Raw genomic sequence first — 17,675 nt, 5'->3', positions numbered from 1 at the left:
ATTTCCGGATGGCATGGAAAAACCAGCCGCCGGGTTGGCAGAGGCGGGCCTGGTTGTTCGGAATTCCGGCCGCAATCGGCCTGTGCGTTCTGGCGTTTCTGCCGTTGAAAATCTGAGCTTCGTTTGACTCTGAAAAGGGGCACTGGCATATGCCGGGCACGACTATTCCAAAAGGTTGCCCTATGCGTCACCTGACAGTTTTTGCCTTGGTTCTGATCACCGCCGGATGCTGGTTTGACGGCGCACCCGACGTCGTGCGCCTGTCTGGCGAGACAATGGGGACCACGTTCAACATCACGGCCATTGGGGACGATCTGGATGAGGCCGGGCTGGCCCGCGCAGTGGATCAAACCCTGGCGGATGTGAATGCAAAAATGTCCAACTGGGACCCAAATTCCGAAGTGTCTGTCTTCTCTGCCTCGGATCGCACTGACGCCCAATCGGTGTCGGACGAATTTGCGCTGGTGATCGAGGCGGCCAATGACGTACATGCGAAGTCCGGCGGCACTTTTGACGTGACTTTGGGACCTTTGATCGAACTTTGGGGCTTTGGCCCGCGCAAACCCGAAGACCCGGTGCCTGCGGAAGAAGAGATTGCGGCCGCATTGAGCAAGGTTGGTCAGGCGCGGTTGCTCACATTGGATCGTGTGGCGGGCACTTTGACCAAGTCTGATCCGGCGGTCGGGATAAACCTGTCCGCAATTGCCAAAGGCTATGGGATCGACGCAGTTGCCGGGACCCTGCGTGAGGCCGAGATTGAAAACTACATGGTCGAGATCGGCGGTGATCTGGTGGCCATGGGTGAAAACGACAAGGGTGAAAGCTGGCGCATTGGTGTGGAAAAACCCGAAGCAGGCGTGCAAGCCATTCAACTTGTTGTACCACTTGACAATCTGGGTATGGCCACATCCGGGGATTACAAGAATTTCTTTGAACAGGACGGTGTTCGATACTCGCACATAATCGATCCGACCACCGGGCGACCTATCACGCACCGAACGACGTCGGTCACGGTGCTGGCCGAGAATGCCATGATGGCGGATGCCTGGGCCACGGCGATGCTGGCGCTGGGGCAGGAGGCCGGTCTGGAGCTGGCCGAGGAGCATAAACTTGCCGTGTTTTTCATCTCGCGGGATGTGACAGGCGACGAAGAAACCTATATCACGGTCCAAAGCAGCGCGTTTCAAACCTTGCTGGGATCGAACTGAAGGACCTGTCCTGACATGACCACCTTTATTCTGGCTTTTGTCATTTTGCTTATCATCATGGTCGGTATGTCCTTGGGCGTGATGCTGATGGGCAAAACCATCAAGGGCAGCTGCGGTGGTCTGAATGCGATTTCGGGTGCCGACAAATGCGTGGTCTGTCAGAAAGATATCGACCCCGACAGCCCCCTGCGGGACCAGTTGCAGTGCAAGCGCGCGAAAAAGATGCTGCAACAGATGGAAGGCTAGGATACCCCTCTTGGCATGAGCAAAGCCAAGAACATCCTCTTCATCATGTTCGATCAACTGCGCTGGGATTACCTCAGCTGTTACGGGCATCCGCATCTGCAAACGCCGAATATCGACCGTCTGGCTTCGATGGGCGTACGTTTTGACCGCGCCTACATCCAGTCCCCGATCTGCGGCAGTTCCCGCATGTCGACCTATACCGGGCGGTATGTGCATTCTCACGGTGCGTCATGGAACGGCATCCCGCTGAAGGTGGGCGAGATGACGATGGGCGATCACCTGCGCAAGGCGGGGATGGATTGCTGGTTGGTCGGCAAAACCCACATGCGCGCCGATGCCGAAGGGATGGCCCGGCTGGGGCTGGAACCCGACAGCCTGATCGGCGCGCGCGTGGCGGAATGCGGCTTTGACGTCTTTGAACGCGATGACGGGATGCGACCCGAAGGACCAGACGGCTTCTATGACCCGGACGGAGCCAAAAAATACAATGAATACCTCAAAGACAAAGGGTATGAGAGCGACAACCCGTGGCACGACTTTGCCAATTCCGGGCTGGATGCCGATGGCAACGTGCTGTCGGGCTGGTTCCTGAAGAACTCATCTGAGGCGGCGAATATCGCCGAGGAAGATAGCGAAACGCCCTATCTGACGACCCGTGGGATCGAGTTCATGGAAACCCATGACGAGCCTTGGTGCTGCCACCTAAGCTATATCAAGCCGCATTGGCCCTATATCGTGCCCGAGCCCTACGCCTCGATGTACGGTCCCGAGCATGTTTTGCCCGTTGTCCGATCCGAGGCCGAGCGGCAGAACGCGCATCCGGTGCTCAAGGCGTTTATGGATACGAAGATCGGTCAGACATTCTCGCGTCAGGATGTGCGCGAGGCTGTAATCCCCGCCTATATGGGCCTGATCAAACAGGCCGATGATCAGATGGGGCGGCTGTTTGATTGGATGGAACGAACCGGGCGGATGCAGGATACCATGATCGTGCTGACCTCGGACCACGGAGATTTTCTGGGCGATCACTGGATGGGAGAGAAGACCTTCTTCCACGACGCCTCGACCAGAATGCCCCTGATCATCTACGATCCGTCGCCCGAGGCCGACGCCACACGCGGCACCACCTGTGATGCGCTGGTCGAATCCATCGATCTGGCCCCCACCTTTCTGGAGATCGCGGGCGGAGAACCCGCCGGGCACATCCTCGAAGGGCATTCACTGTTGCCGATCCTGTGCGGTCAGGCGAACAGCACCCCGCGCGATGTGGTGATCTGCGAATATGACTATTCCGCCTCGCCCATTGCGCAGGTGCTGAATGCCTCGGTCCGCGATGCGGTCATGTTCATGGTCGCGAACGAGAAATGGAAGCTGATCCACTGTGAAGGTGGATATCGCCCGCTGCTGTTCGATCTTGAGAATGATCCCAATGAACTGACCGATCTGGGCGAAAGCACCCAGCACGCAGAGGTCATTGCCGAGATGTATGACCACCTGTTCGCCTGGGCGCGGCGTCCGTCGCAGCGCACAACGCGGTCCGAAGAGCAGTTGTTGAACATGCGCGGATCAAGCCGGGGAACCGGCGTGGTGATCGGCATCTATGACGAAAACGATATGCCGCTGGAATTGACGGTGAAGTACCGCAACCGCAAGGCCCGGCCCTTTGGCGACTACAAGCCGGACTAATTCTGTGCCAGCGGCCCGAAAAGACGGTTCAACCTTGCGCGGGCAGGGGGTAGAAGATGGCAACACCGCACTCGGAGAGTTTTCATGACCGCCCCCAAACCCGTTGTTCTGTGCATCCTCGATGGCTGGGGCCTGTCCGATGACACAACCGCCAACGCGCCGCATCTGGCCAACACGCCGACCTTCGATGCGATCATGGCGGAAGGTCCCCATGCGCAGTTGATCACGCACGGGCCGGATGTGGGTCTACCCAGCGGCCAGATGGGCAATTCCGAGGTTGGCCACACCAATATCGGGGCAGGGCGCGTTGTGGCGATGGATCTGGGGCAGATCGATCTGGCCATCGAAGACGGTTCATTCTTTGACAACAACGCGCTGCAGGATTTCATCGCCAAGGTCAAAGCCACAGGCGGTACGGCGCATCTGATGGGGCTGGTCTCGGATGGCGGGGTGCACGGGCATCTGGATCATATTGTTGCAGCTGCCAAGGCTATCACCGATGCGGGCGTCCCGGTGGCGTTGCACGCGATCACCGACGGGCGCGATGTGGCCCCGAAATCGGCATTCACCTACATCGCAGAGTTGGAAGACCGGCTGCCCGACGGCGCAAAGATCGCCACCGTCTGCGGACGTTACTTTGCCATGGACCGCGACAACCGCTGGGATCGCGTGGCCGAAGCCTATAACGCCATGGTTAAAGCGCGGGGCAGGGTGGAAAACTCCGCCCATTTCGCCGTGGATCATGCCTATAACCAGTCGGAAACCGACGAGTTCATCGCGCCTACGGTGCTTGAGGGATATTCGGGTCTGAAAGACGGCGACGGGTTCTTTTGCCTGAATTTCCGCGCCGACCGAGCCCGCGAGATTCTGCGCGCCATAGGTGAGCCCGGTTTTGCCGATTTCGACACCGGTCCGCGCCCGCAGCTGTCGGCGCTGCTGGGCATGGTCGAGTATTCCGATGGCCACAACGCCTATATGACCACGGTCTTCCCCAAGCGGGATATCGTGAACACGCTGGGCGAATGGGTGGCAAAGCAAGGCCTGCGCCAGTTCCGACTGGCCGAGACCGAGAAATACCCTCATGTCACCTTCTTCCTGAACGGCGGTAAAGAGCAGCCAGAGGGAGGCGAGCACCGCCATATGCCGAAATCGCCCAAGGTGGCGACTTATGATCTGCAGCCCGAAATGTCCTCGGCCGAGGTGACCGAGGCATTCGTTCGAGCGATCCATGAGGGATATGATCTGATCGTCACCAACTATGCCAACCCCGATATGGTGGGTCATTCCGGCGATCTGCAGGCGGCGATCAAGGCTTGCGAGGCGGTGGATCAGGGTCTGGCGCAGGTCGTTGAGGCGCTGCAGCAGGTCGGTGGCGCGATGATCGTCACAGCCGACCACGGCAATTGCGAGATGATGGTCGATCCCGAAACCGGCGGCCCGCACACGGCACACACCCTGAACCCCGTCCCGGTCGCGCTTGTTGGTGGACCCAAAGGGGCAGGGCTGCGCGACGGGCGTCTGGCCGATCTGGCCCCGACGCTGTTGCAACTGATGGAGTTGCCCGTACCGCCGGAAATGACCGGAGAAAGCCTGCTGACATGAGGGCATTCTGGCTCTGCCTGACCCTGCTCTGCCCATGGCCCGCCATGGCGCAGCAAAGCCCATCCGAGGCCGCGTTGCAGGCGGCGCAAATGCTGGAGCAAGCCTCGGTCGCCCTGACCGATGCGGACAGTGCCCGCGATCGGGTGCGCGCCCTGACCGAAACGATACAGGCCTATGAAGCCGGTTTGGCCGCGATGCGCGACAGTCTGCGCCGCGCCACCCTACGCGAGGCACAACTGAGCGCCGAGTTGCAGGCCCGCGAACAGGATGTGGCGCAGCTGCTGGGTGTGTTGCAGACTATCGAAACGACCGCGCCTCCGGTGCTGATGCTGCATTCTTCGGGGCCGCTGGGGGCCGCGCGGACGGGCATGATGCTGTCCGAGGTCACGCCGGGCCTGAACGCACAGGCCCGCGCCCTGGCCGCCGATCTGCAAGAGGTGCAGACGCTGCGGCAACTGCAACAAAGCGCCGCTGACACGCTGACCGAGGGTCTGACCGGCGTGCAGGATGCCCGCACACGCCTGAGCGCCGCTATTGCGGATCGAACCGATCTGCCACGGCGGTTTGTCGAAGACCCTGTGCGCACAGCGATCCTGATATCTTCGACCGAGACGTTGGACGGGTTCGCCAGTGGTCTTTCTGAAATTTCCGACGGCGACATTGCCGAAACCGATGCGGACGTGTCGGACCTGAAAGGGCAGGTCGCGCTGCCAACCCCGGGTGTGATTCTGCACCGTTCGGGCGAAACAGATGCGGCAGGCGTCACCCGGCCGGGCCTAATTCTTGGCACCCGCCCCCGCGCTTTGGTGGTGTCGCCCACCGCTGCGACGATCCGCTATCGCGGACCCTTGCTGGAGCTTGGCAATCTGGTCATTCTGGAACCGCAACCGGGCTTGCTGTTTGTTTTCTCCGGCATGCAAGAGGTCTATGGTCATCCGGGGCAGGTGATCCCACAAGGCTCTCCGGTCGGATTGATGCCAGGTGAATCCCCGGAAATTGGCGCTATTATGTCAACAAGCAGTGATGGCACTGGAACTGACCGGTCAGAAACGCTCTATATAGAGGTAAGACAAGACAACAGCCCCGTAGATCCGGAATCGTGGTTCCGGACGGACAAGGATGGATAAACAAGCATGAAGAAATTTGTGATGGCCGGTTTGGCCGGCACCGTGGCAGGGATCATAGCAACCACTCAGATTGCTGGCCCTTTGCTGGCACAAGAAGCGGAAAACAAGGCGAGCGTCTATGAGCAGCTGGACCTGTTTGGTGACATTTTCGAACGCATCCGCGCCCAATATGTCGAAGAGGTCGAAACCGAGGAGCTGATCGAGGCGGCCATTGACGGGATGCTGACGTCACTTGATCCTCATTCCAGCTATCTTTCGCCCAAGGATGCGGCACAGATGCGTGTGCAGACCCGTGGAGAATTTGGCGGGCTGGGTATCGAAGTCACGCAGGAAGAAGGGTTTGTCAAAGTTGTCTCTCCGATCGACGGGACCCCTGCCGATGAGGCCGGCATCGAGGCCGGAGATTTCATCACCCATGTTGATGGCGAGAGCATTCTGGGTCTGACACTCGATAAGGCCGTTGATCTGATGCGCGGGCCTGTGGGCTCGGAAATCATAATCACCGTTGTACGGGAGGGTGAAACCGACCCGTTTGATGTCACCATCATACGCGACACCATCAAGCTGACCGCCGTGCGTGCCCGCACCGAAGGCACCAGCGTTGTGCTGCGGGTGACGACGTTCAATGACCAGACCTACCCGAATCTCAAGGACGGGCTGGAAAAGCAGATCGACGAAGCCGGTGGTATCGAGAATGTAAACGGCATCGTGCTTGATCTGCGTAACAACCCCGGCGGGCTGTTGACGCAGGCGATCAAGGTGTCAGACGCATTTTTGGATGAGGGTGAGATTGTCTCGACCCGGGGTCGTGATCCGGAAGACGGTGAGCGGTTTAACGCAACCCCCGGCGATCTGACAGGCGGCAAACCGATTGTTGTGCTGATCAACGGCGGTTCGGCCTCGGCGTCCGAGATTGTTGCGGGAGCGCTGCAAGATCACCACCGCGCCATTGTGGTGGGAACCAAGAGCTTTGGCAAAGGCTCGGTCCAGACGGTTATGCCCTTGCGCGGTGACGGGGCGATGCGCTTGACGACGTCTCGGTATTACACGCCCTCCGGACGCTCAATCCAGTCTTTGGGTGTGAGCCCGGATATTATCGTCGAACAACCCCGCGTCCGACCCGATGAGGACGAGGAAGAAACGACGAACCCCCGCACACGGTCCGAGGCCGATCTGCGCGGTAGCCTGAACAATGACAGTCTGAGCGAGGATGAAATCCGTCAGATCGAAGAAGATCGCGCCAAGGCCGAGGCAACCGCCGAATTGCGTGAAGAAGATTATCAGCTGGCGTATGCCATTGACATCCTGAAAGGTTTGTCGGCATTCAGCCCAGCTGGCCCATCGCAGTAATTGGCCACAAAATCTGATAACTGGGCCGCCGTGAAGGCGGCCCTTTCGTTTTCGTGGTTTCGCTAGCCTTCGACTTTGTGCAGCTTTTTCTCGTCCAGCATCACCGCAAGAACGATGCCCATTGAAACCGAAAGCATTGAGAAGACAAACGCCATGTTCATCCCACTGTCGAATGCCGTCGCAACAGCTGATCTGACTTTCTCTGCCTCAGCCGTGCTCAGCTTTGCCATGATGTGTTGCGCTGATTCAGCTGTCAGCGTGCTGCCATTGATGATTTTCTGATCGGCGGCGGAGATATCGATTCCCTCCGTCTGCAGCTGTACGCGCAGGCGGGAAAGGCTGGTGACATACATGATGGCTGTCGCGCAGGCGACCGAGATCGCGCCATAGACCAGATGGGTCATGAAGCTGAGCCCGCCGACCAGACCGGCACGCTCGGGCTTAACCGCACATACAGCGGCCGTACCAGATGGGCCCACAGTCAGGGTGGCCCCCAGACCGATCAGCGCCATGCCCGGCAAGATCTGAAAATATCCCCACCCTTGTGGCAGAACCACGATGAGTGCGGCCCCGACCGTTGCGCATACATAACCCCAGAAGAGCAATCGTTTCGGCCCGAAATCGTTATACAACGTGCCCGAAACAATCGAGCCAACTGCAAGCAAAACGGTCAACGGCGCCAACCCGAGCGCCGAGTGGAAGACAGACCAGCCCAGCACCTTTTGCATGTATTGCGGAAAGTAAAGCAGGCCGACAAAAGCCGCCGAGACATTGAACATATTAAGGCCGAGGGTGATCATGAACTCGCGGTTCTGCATCAACTGAGGCATCAAAAGCGGTTCTTCGACCCGTTTTTCCACTTTGGGGAAGAACACCAACAGGATCGCGCTGACAAAGAACAGAAGAAGGATCGGAACCGAGGTCCAGCCCCAGTCAGCGCCGACATCCAAGCCATAAAGCAGCAACAAGACCGCCAAGGACAGCATGCCCATGCCCGCAAAATCGATATGCTCGCCCTGTTTGTGTTGGGTTTCTCGCTCCATCAGGAAGATCGCGACGGCCATGGAAATGCATGAGAAGATGACATTGGCCAAAAAGAACAGCCGCCAATCGCCAAGATTGACCACGGCTCCGCTGATCATCGGACCAAACACATTGCCGGTGGTGACACCTGCCAGAATAAGCCCCATTACCATCGCCCGATGCTCTTCTTTGGCAACTTTAGTCGCGCCAAACGCCAGTGTGCAGGGCCAGACACAGCCAGCCCCGATCCCTTGCAATGCGCGTGCGCCGATCAGGTAATCCAGACCAGGCGCAACGAAGCAAAAGACAGAGGCGAACAGAAAGATCGACAATCCAATGATCATCATCTTGCGGTGCCCGTACATATCGCCAAGGCGTCCGCCCGCGACCATGGTCATGGCGAAAAACAAGGCATAGATGTTCAGAACCCATTGGGTGCTGGTGATGTCCGCATCAAAGGTGTTTTCAATGGCCGGAACCAGCATCAAGGCGCCCGTGAAATCGATACCGATCCCGAATGCAGTGACCATCAACGCTATGATCTTGACGATGCTGCTGCGATCCATTGGACACCCGTTTTCATGATTTCATGCGTCCATGATGCATGAATGCGCCTCGAAAGATAGGTTGACAGGTGAATTTCTCGTGGTGGCGGAACCTTAGTCCTGATCTTGCGGGGCATGCGTTCGGCGGAAGGCCTGCTTCAGCATATCCAGTTCCGCCCGCAGCAAGCTGACCTCGGCCAGCAGGGTGTCGGCTGCTGGATCTCCTGCGACGATGGTGAATGCGCCCAATTTCTGTTGGGTGGTTGCATCGTGCACCAGGATCGTATGAACCCCGTCGGATATGACCGTTGGCGGGACCGGAATCTGTATCAGCCAACCTTTGTCAACTGGCGAGATATCAACATCCGGAATAGGCTGGCCATGCAGGGTCGCGATAACCCGGGGTTCCGACTCGGTGGCCAGATGTGCCTCCCAAAGGGCGTTCTCAAATCGGATCGGGGTCAGTGTGGCGTGCGACATGAGATCTCCCTTAAAGATCGGCCCGGTGATGGCGACAGAACGTCAAATCGCGCACGACCACCCGGTTCATCGCGGGGTTCTGAATGATCAGATCCAACCATAATTTGTCAATTCGGCGTTCATTCAGCGGCAAATGGGCAAGATCGAAGTCGATCGTCACCGTCGGATCAGACATGTCCAGCTCACGCAGAACCTGTTCACTGTTCGGGCCGTGCTGAATGTTCAGACGCGCATAGATGCCGGTCTGCCGTTCGGTCAAAAGAGTTGCGTCGAGGCGCACCAGATGCTGCCGCGTCATACCCGTCGCGGCCTCGGGCGGGAGTTCGACGGAAAGCGATAAAAATGACCCGCGAAACGAGAACACTTCCAGCGATACGCTGAACGGCGAAAGGTCGCGATCCTCGCGATTTCGCAGTTGGCGGATAACGATCTCGGCCAGATCGCAGTCGTGAAACAGAGTAACTTGCGGATCGAGCTTTGCCTTTCTGGATGCAGGGGCGATGCCCGGCATTGTCAGAGGGTCTTTCCACACATCTGGTCGCCACGACCAATCGGTGCCAAGCGGTTTGGGAAACTGTTCGGATCCCGCGATGGGATGGATCAGTCGGCCGTCCGCCTTTTGGATCAACCGATCCAGTTGCGTTTTCAGCAGGCGCGCGTGATCGCGCTGACTTCGCAAGTTTGGCAGGGCGGTCTGATCCGCCTGGTCAACAGCACGCCTCCACCGCGCCGTCGCCCGAGTGTTGAGAATGCGATCCAGAATCTTGCTCATTGTCGTTTTTCCGAAACTGGGCGCCGTGGTAGAGGATGAAGCCCAATGCGCCAAGCGGTGTTTGACCATAGAATGTGAATTTTGCCAAAAAGTGAACCGGGCTTTGCAGAAGGGTGCTTTCTGCTTGCGGGTCTGCGCTGTTTTCTTGCAATAGATCAGGCTGCAGCTTAGGGTCTGCTTTCCGTTATGGTATGCGGCCCGAGCAGTGCATACACCGCGCATTTTCAAATTGAGGCAGGGCATGGAACCTACCCTATTTTCCTTTATCTGGAAACACTCAAAGAAACAGCAACTGGTGCTTCTGGCGCTGACGGTTCTTTCGTTTCCGTTTCTGTATGCATCGCTTGAGCTGCCCAAACAGATTATCAACGATGCTATTGGTGCGCCTGCAGACAGTGTCGATGTGTTCGGAATGACCGTCACGCAGGTTCAGTATCTGTTGATCCTGTGTTTCGCTTTTCTTGCCACGGTGATTGCAAGCGGGTTGATGAAGATGCGCATCAACACGATGAAGGGTGTGTTGGCGGAACGGATGCTGCGCCGCCTGCGTTTTGTCCTGATAAGCCGCACGATGCGGTTTCCCAAATCCTATTTCGCGACGACCAGTCAGGGTGAACTGGTGTCCATGATAACATCCGAGGCCGAGCCCATGGGCGGGCTGATGGGCGATGCGATTGCACAGCCGGTGTTTCAGTTCGGCCAGATGATGACCATCGTGACGTTTCTTTTTCTTCAAAGCGTCTGGTTCGGTCTGGCCAGCATTGCCTTGATTCCCCTGCAAGCGTGGCTGATCCCGAAACTGCAACGTCAGATCAACCTATTGAACAAGGAACGCATTCAGGAGGTTCGGCAGCTGAGCTCGGAAATCGGCGAAAGCGCCGCTGGTATCAGCGACCTGCGCACCAATGGCGGCTGGCGATACAGATTGGCGCAGTTCAGCTACCGGTTGGGCGCATTGTTCGAGATTCGTTATCGGATCTACAACAAGAAATTCTTCATGAAGTTCCTCAACAATCTGATCACCCAGATGACCCCTTTCCTGTTCTTTTCGGTCGGCGGGTATCTGGCCATTAAAGGTGAGGTCACGGTCGGCGCGCTAGTGGCCGCCTTAGGGGCGTATAAGGATCTGAGCGGTCCGTGGAAGGATTTGTTAACCTATTACAATCAGGTACAAGATATGTCGCTGCGGTGGGAGATCGTGACTGAGCGGTTTGCACCATCCAACATGATCCCCGAACATCTGTTTGAAGGAGAACCCAAGACCATCCCGCGCCTGACTGGTGACATCGAGTTACGGAACGTGACGGTGCGCGATGATGACGGCAAAACGATACTGGAAGATATCGACCTGAAAATCCCGCAGGGTGCACGCGTGGCGATCCAATCGACGCATGCTTCCGAGCGCTCGGCCCTTGCACAGGTTCTAACCCGGGAATTGTTGCCGGTGCAGGGAGATGTAATCATTGGCGAACACAATCTGAACGAGCTGCATCAATCGGTGATTGCCGCCCGGATCGGATATGCGTATTCGCGGCCCTACCTGTTTGATGGCACTTTGGGTGACAACCTTCTGATGCCCTTGCGCACTCGACCACAACAGGAAAGCGAAGCGAGCCAGCCTCCCTCACGCCGTCAGATCGAGGCGGTGCGCGCCGGAAATCCGCCGGATTCGCTTAGCGACGAGTGGGTGGACCCCAGCCTGGCCGGGCTGGACGATATCGAAGAGATCCGGGACTGGTGGTTCAAACTGGTCGAAGCGATGGGCATTGATGAGTTCATGTTCCGCCGCACGTTGCGATCGCAGTTCGATCCTGACGTTCATCCGGTGTTGGCGCAAGAGATCGTCAATCTGCGCGATACGGTTGCTGAGCGGTTGAAGGAGAAAGGGTTGGATCAATTCGTCTACCGGTTTGAACCCGACAAGTTCAATCCGGCGGTGCCGTTGGGCGGCAACCTGCTTTTTGCCTCGCCGTCCAGGAATATCGCGCCCGATCTTCTGGCCGGTGACCGGCAGTTCCTGTCGATGCTGACCTCCCATGAATTGGATGATGAGGCGCTGAGAATCTCGGAAGCTGTCCTGGAAATTCTGAACCAGACATTTGGTCGGGATGGGGCGGATCACCCCTTATTCCTGCGGCTTGGGTTGTCCAAGGAAATGTATCACCGTCTTCTGGATATCGAAGACCGGCGTAAGACCAAAGGTGAGACCAATCTGAGTGACAAGGACCTGGCGTTGTTGCTGACGGTTCCATTCATGCTGACTGCGGAACAGATTGGCCCGAGCTTTCCGGACAAATACAAGGACAAGATTTTGTCGATCCGTCGCGAGCAGGCAGAAAAGTTGCGACAGACCATGGGAGATATGTTCTTGCCGGTGTGCCCCGACGTCTATGTCCCGCGTCTGACCGCGATGGAGAATGCACTTTACGGGCGGGTGTCTTTGATGGCGGGTGCCAAGGCGGACGAGATCGAGGACGTGGTCGCAGAGGTTCTCAATGAAGCTGGGTTGCGTCGTCGCGCCGCTGCGATCATCTATGATTTGCCAGCCGGTCTGGGGGGGAATAACCTTCCAACCGTCTTTCAGGAACGCGCCGCATTTTCCCGTGCTGGGATCAAACGCCCGGACATTCTGATTCTTGATAAAATTCTGGCCAGCCACGATTCCGAGAGCCGCTTACGAACCCGGCTGAAACTGCGCGAATTGCTACCGGATTCGATCATGATCTTCATGGAGGATCACTTTGCCCACCCCGAAGCGTATGATATTTTTGTCGATGTCAAGGATGGCCGTATCGACGGTGTCTCGCGCACCCAAGCCGAGACTGAGGACACCGCCTCGGATGATCTTTCGCGTAAACTCAAGATTATCTCTTCGACCGAATTGTTCTCGCGTCTCGATGGGCGAAATCAACGCCTTCTGGCATTTTCTGCCCAATGGTATGAGGCGGCAAAAGGGCAAGTGATCTTTTCGCGCGGTCAGGTCCCCGATGCGGCCTATCTTTGTATCTCGGGCCAGGCCAGCCTTGAGTGGATGGAGGAAAATGGGCAAATGCGTTCATTGTCCACGGTCGAGGCCGGTCGATTGATCGGGGATCTGGCGATCATCACCGGTGACACACGACAGTTGGATCTGGTTGCAACAACCGATTGCACCTTCTTGCGAATTGGTGCCGAGGAATTGCGGGCTGTCATCGAAAGCGATGCCGGCGTCGCAACCCAGCTTCTGATTACTGTGGCCGGTTACCTGACAACGGCCGGAGAACGATTGCGCAACACGAACACGTCGATCAACGCGGATGATCAGCCTCAGGCATCAGAACATGATGCGTCACGCTGATCAGGCATATCGCGCCCATCGGCTTTTGTTGACCGACGCCCGTCAGTATCCGGAATTGTGGCGGTTGTTCCTGGGGTTGATGCTTGTGGTCGTGGTGGTCATCGCCATGAACGGTGTTTTACTGAGCGTGCTTGTGGGGTTAGGACCTGCTGATAGTGTCAACGGGGTTTTCGATGGCTCGTCTCCGGTTGCGGTGCTGCTGCTGCTGTCCAGCTTCGGCTTCATCACGCTGGGGGTAGCAGTGGCTGCCCGCGTGGCGCAGCATCGCGGGTTTACCAGTATTCTGGGCCCGGTTTCGTTGCTGAAACAACAATTCCGGGCGGTCTTATGGGCGCTTTTCCTTCTGGGTTTCGTCCTGACGGTTCTGCCACCTTACGATTTCGGAACCCCACTGGAACCGAACCTGCCACTGTCCAGATGGCTATTGTTGCTGCCACTTTCTGCAACTGCGGTTCTGATTCAGACAAGCGCCGAAGAGATCCTGTTCCGTGGCTACCTTCAGCAATGCCTGGCAGTTCGATTCAACTCACGCGTGATCTGGATGGGCGTTCCGTCCCTGTTGTTTGCCATTGGGCACTTTGATCCGCTTACCACAGGTGACAACGCTTTGCTGGTCTCCCTTTGGGCGTTCGTTTTCGGGATACTGACAGCTGATCTGACTGCACGAGCGGGCACGTTGGGACCTGCTATCGCCCTGCATTTTTTCAATAATTTCACAGCGCTTTTGTTGATTTCGCTTTCGGATAACATCAGCGGCCTGGCGTTGTATCATATCCCGTTCGATCCAGCGGACACAGAATCCCTGCGACCGTGGCTCTTTGTCGATTTCGCGATCATGTTTGTGGGTTGGCTTACGGTCAGGCTGGTGCTTAGGCGCTGATTGCAATTCCTTCCGTTGCGTCTTATTTGACGTCAACGCCGCTCTAGCCAAGGTTCCGACATGAACTGGATCACAAACTACGTCCGCCCCCGGATCAACTCGATCTTCTCGCGCCGCGAAGTGCCCGAAAACCTTTGGCACAAATGCGATGAATGCGGCACCATGCTGTTCCATCGTGAATTGGCGGAAAACCAGAATGTTTGCACCCAGTGTGACCATCATATGCCGATTACGCCGCGCGAACGTTTTGCGCATCTGTTCGATGGGGGTATTTTCACCGAGGTCGAGGTGCCCGCACCCAAAGATGACCCGCTGCAATTCCGCGATCAGAAAAAATACCCTGACAGAATGAAGTCGGCGCAGAAGAAGACAGGCGAGAAAGAGGCCATGCTCGTCGTCACAGGTGAAATAGGACGCACACCCATCGTGGCTGCGGCGCAGGATTTTTCCTTTATGGGCGGTTCAATGGGTATGTATGTCGGCAACGCCATCATTGCTGCTGCACAAGAGGCCGTGAAGCTCAAGCGCCCGCTGGTTCTGTTTTCGGCGGCAGGCGGCGCGCGCATGCAGGAAGGTATTCTGAGCCTGATGCAGATGCCGCGCACGACGGTCGCCGTCGAGATGCTGAAAGAGGCGAACCTGCCTTACATCGTCGTGCTGACCCACCCGACAACAGGGGGTGTGACCGCGTCATATGCAATGCTGGGCGATATCCATATTTCGGAACCCAATGCGTTGATCTGCTTCGCCGGACCGCGTGTTATCGAACAGACAATTCGGGAAAAACTGCCGGAAGGCTTTCAACGCGCCGAATACCTGCTGGATCACGGCATGTTGGACCGTGTCACCAAGCGGACCCAGATGCGCGACGAACTGATCACGATCACCCGGATGCTGATGAATCAGCCACCTGCGGTCAAAGGGGATCTGCCCGCGCCTTCACCGGATCCGATCGGGGAAGAAGCGCCCGCCAAGGACAAGACGGAGTCATGACCAGCCCGACATCGGACGTCATCCTTGACCGGATGATGGCCCTGCACCCCAAGATCATCGATCTGACCTTGGATCGCGTCTGGCGCTTGCTGGCGGCGCTGGATAACCCTCAGTTAAAACTGCCCCCTGTGATCCACATCGCAGGCACCAATGGCAAAGGTTCGACCCAAGCCATGCTCCGCGCCGGGCTTGAGGGGGCAGGGTTGTCCGTGCACGCCTATACCTCGCCCCATTTGGCGCGGTTCCACGAACGCATCCGATTGTCTGGTGCGTTAATCTCGGAACCCGATCTGACGGCAGTGCTGGACGAGTGCTATGCCGCCAATGGGGGCGAGAATATTACCTATTTCGAGATCACAACCTGCGCTGCCCTGCTGGCTTTTGCACGCAGCAGCGCCGATTTTGCCTTGCTTGAGGTTGGCCTCGGAGGGCGTCTGGACGCAACGAATGTAATCGAACAACCGGCAGTCACAGTGATCACGCCGGTATCAATTGACCACGAACAGTTCCTGGGGGACACGCTGGGTAAGATCGCGGCGGAGAAGGCGGGCATCATCAAGCCGGGTGTACCCTGTATCGTTGGTCCCCAAGAGGATGATGCTCTCGAGGTGATCGAATACACTGCTGCCCGCTTGGGCGCGCAATTGCTGGTGCATGGCCAGCATTGGCACATCCAAGAAGAAAACGGACGTCTGATTTACCAAGACGAAACGGGTCTTCGCGACTTGCCCCTGCCGAACCTGCTGGGCGGGCATCAAATTCAGAACGCAGGCACCGCGCTGGCTGTACTTCGACATCTCAAGCTGGGGGATGACGCATACGAAGCCGCCGTGACCAAAGCCGAATGGCCCGCACGGATGCAGCGCTTAAAATCCGGCCCGCTGGTGGCGCAGGCCGGTGGGGCGGAGCTTTGGCTGGACGGCGGTCATAACGCGGCCGCCGGACAGGCTCTGGCGAAGGTTCTGAACGATTTGCCGGATCGCCCGACTCATCTAATCTGCGGTATGCTGAATACCAAGGATATCACTGGTTACCTGGCTCCGCTGGCCGCTCAGGCTCAGAGCCTCACCGCAGTTTCCATCCCCGGAGAACCCAATACACTCAGCGCTGAGGACACGGCAGCCGCCGCAACGCGGGTCAACCTGCCCGCAAGCACGGCAGACAATGTGTCTGCCGCCCTGAAGGCCATCCTGACCAAGTCCCCGGACGCTCGTGTCCTGATTTGCGGGTCCCTCTACCTGGCCGGAAACATCCTGCGCAAGCACAGTTAAATCTTCATCTTTTTAAAAATACTCCGGGGGAGACCGGCCTATCGGGCTGGGCGGGGGCAGAGCCCCCTATTTGCCCCAATCTTTGCCCTGCATTTCGCGCAGTCGCGACGCGGTGCGCTCAAATTCAAACGTGCCTTCGCCCTCGACATACAGCATTTCCGGTGCATCGGCGGCCGAACAGATCAATCGGACATGGGCCTCATAGAGGGCATCGATCAGAGTCACGAACCGTTTGGCTTCATTAAAATTGTTTCGCGATAGACGAGGAACATCCTCAAGCACCAGCACCTTCAGCGCCTCGGCAATCGCCAGATAGTCCCCTGGGCCCAGCATTCGACCACATAAGTCATAAAACGAGGCGCGCGCGACCCCATTGCGATATGCGGGCAAAACAACCTCGCGCCCTTTTACATGCAGCACCAGCGGTTCGGCAGGACCACCCGAAAGATCAATCCAGACCGCGCGGATTTTCGATCGGGCTTCGGGTCCAATTGGCGAGAAATAGACCGGTGCGCCCTCAAGCCTGCTCTGACGATAGTCGGTTGGCGATATCAGTTCCCAGACCTGAAGCTGTTCCTTGATGTGCTGGATGAAGGGCAGGAACAGCTGACGGTTCAGCCCGTCTTTATAAAGGTCATCCGGGTGCCGGTTCGAGGTCGTGACAACCACCACACCCCCCTCATGCAGCATGTCAAACAGCCTGCCCACAATCATCGCATCGGTGATATCGGTAATCTGCATCTCGTCAAAGGCCAGGACCTTTACAGATCTGACGACCTGGTCGGCTACAGGTGCCAAAGCGTCTTCGACACCATCCTCCCGGGCTTTGTGAAGACCCGCATGTATCTCTTGCATGAAGGCATGGAAATGAACCCTGCGTACGGGCACATCGTCCATAGTATCGACGAACATATCCATCAGCATCGACTTGCCGCGCCCGACGCCGCCCCACAAATACAACCCCTTGGGTGGGGCAGGAGCCTTGCGAAAAAATCCGCGTTTCACCGGTTCGTTGAGTGCCGTGCGGATGCGCTCGAAATGGGGCAGTACTGCTTCCTGCGCATCATCACGGGTCAGGGTGCCATCCGCGATGCGGGTCTCATAGAGCGAAATCAGATCCGTCATACCCGAGCCATAACGTCCCGTCTGAGCATT

General features: G+C 57.5%; 14 protein-coding genes. 10 read left to right on the top strand and 4 right to left on the bottom strand.

From position 1 onward, the window contains the following. Positions 1–182 precede the first annotated feature (182 nt). The 6 genes from ACR0K4_RS19705 to ACR0K4_RS19680 all read left to right on the top strand — a co-directional run bounded on the left by ACR0K4_RS19705 (position 183) and on the right by ACR0K4_RS19680 (position 7,219). Positions 183–1,208, top strand: a complete 1,026-nt coding sequence (locus ACR0K4_RS19705) for an FAD:protein FMN transferase (protein ID WP_480855400.1) — start codon at positions 183–185, stop codon at positions 1,206–1,208. Positions 1,209–1,223: 15 nt separating this feature from the next. Further along, positions 1,224–1,454, top strand: a complete 231-nt coding sequence (gene nqrM / locus ACR0K4_RS19700) for a (Na+)-NQR maturation NqrM (protein ID WP_480520764.1) — start codon at positions 1,224–1,226, stop codon at positions 1,452–1,454. Between the two features lie 15 nt (positions 1,455–1,469). After that, a complete protein-coding gene (locus tag ACR0K4_RS19695; protein ID WP_480855399.1) occupies positions 1,470–3,140 on the top strand; it encodes a sulfatase-like hydrolase/transferase in 1,671 nt (556 codons plus the stop codon). 84 nt (positions 3,141–3,224) lie between these two features. Beyond that, positions 3,225–4,742 carry a 2,3-bisphosphoglycerate-independent phosphoglycerate mutase gene (gene gpmI, locus ACR0K4_RS19690; RefSeq protein ID WP_480855398.1) on the top strand — a complete coding sequence of 506 codons (1,518 nt, stop codon included), beginning with the start codon at positions 3,225–3,227 and terminating at the stop codon, positions 4,740–4,742. Next, on the top strand, positions 4,739–5,869 hold the full coding sequence (locus tag ACR0K4_RS19685; protein WP_480855396.1) for a murein hydrolase activator EnvC family protein: 1,131 nt from the start codon (positions 4,739–4,741) through the stop codon (positions 5,867–5,869). Before gpmI ends, ACR0K4_RS19685 begins: the two co-directional genes overlap by 4 nt. Before the next feature lie 6 nt (positions 5,870–5,875). Then, complete coding sequence (locus ACR0K4_RS19680) at positions 5,876–7,219, top strand: S41 family peptidase (protein ID WP_480520756.1); 1,344 nt, start codon at positions 5,876–5,878, stop codon at positions 7,217–7,219. A 62-nt stretch (positions 7,220–7,281) separates the two neighbouring features. On the opposite strand, the gene ACR0K4_RS19675 is transcribed toward ACR0K4_RS19680, so the two are convergent. The 3 genes from ACR0K4_RS19675 to ACR0K4_RS19665 form a co-directional block, all read right to left on the bottom strand. Next, positions 7,282–8,808, bottom strand: coding sequence for an MFS transporter (locus ACR0K4_RS19675; RefSeq protein WP_480855395.1), 1,527 nt, complete (start codon positions 8,806–8,808; stop codon positions 7,282–7,284). Between the two features lie 93 nt (positions 8,809–8,901). Next, positions 8,902–9,267, bottom strand: coding sequence for a hypothetical protein (locus ACR0K4_RS19670; RefSeq protein ID WP_480855394.1), 366 nt, complete (start codon positions 9,265–9,267; stop codon positions 8,902–8,904). A gap of 10 nt (positions 9,268–9,277) precedes the next feature. Further along, a complete protein-coding gene (locus ACR0K4_RS19665; protein WP_480855393.1) occupies positions 9,278–10,039 on the bottom strand; it encodes a DUF6478 family protein in 762 nt (253 codons plus the stop codon). Positions 10,040–10,280: 241 nt separating this feature from the next. Between ACR0K4_RS19665 and ACR0K4_RS19660 the strand changes: the two genes are divergently transcribed. Genes ACR0K4_RS19660 through ACR0K4_RS19645 form a run of 4 tightly spaced genes read left to right on the top strand, consistent with a single transcriptional unit; the run spans position 10,281 to position 16,520 of the window. Continuing rightward, entirely contained in the window at positions 10,281–13,376 is a 3,096-nt protein-coding gene (locus ACR0K4_RS19660; RefSeq protein WP_480855392.1) for an ABC transporter transmembrane domain-containing protein, read from the top strand. Next, positions 13,360–14,256 carry a CPBP family intramembrane glutamic endopeptidase gene (locus ACR0K4_RS19655; RefSeq protein ID WP_480855390.1) on the top strand — a complete coding sequence of 299 codons (897 nt, stop codon included), beginning with the start codon at positions 13,360–13,362 and terminating at the stop codon, positions 14,254–14,256. Before ACR0K4_RS19660 ends, ACR0K4_RS19655 begins: the two co-directional genes overlap by 17 nt. 60 nt (positions 14,257–14,316) lie before the next feature. Next, positions 14,317–15,249, top strand: coding sequence for an acetyl-CoA carboxylase, carboxyltransferase subunit beta (accD, locus tag ACR0K4_RS19650; RefSeq protein ID WP_480520744.1), 933 nt, complete (start codon positions 14,317–14,319; stop codon positions 15,247–15,249). Further along, positions 15,246–16,520 (top strand): bifunctional folylpolyglutamate synthase/dihydrofolate synthase, encoded by a 1,275-nt coding sequence (locus tag ACR0K4_RS19645; RefSeq protein ID WP_480520742.1) that lies wholly within the window; start codon positions 15,246–15,248, stop codon positions 16,518–16,520. Before accD ends, ACR0K4_RS19645 begins: the two co-directional genes overlap by 4 nt. A 66-nt stretch (positions 16,521–16,586) precedes the next feature. Here the strand turns inward: ACR0K4_RS19645 and zapE are convergent, their stop codons facing one another. Beyond that, complete coding sequence (gene zapE, locus ACR0K4_RS19640; RefSeq protein ID WP_480855389.1) at positions 16,587–17,645, bottom strand: cell division protein ZapE; 1,059 nt, start codon at positions 17,643–17,645, stop codon at positions 16,587–16,589. Positions 17,646–17,675 lie beyond the last annotated feature (30 nt).

The sequence above is a fragment of the Ruegeria sp. K11 genome, from assembly GCF_056531905.1.
This window is presented reverse-complemented; position numbering and strand designations above follow the sequence as displayed.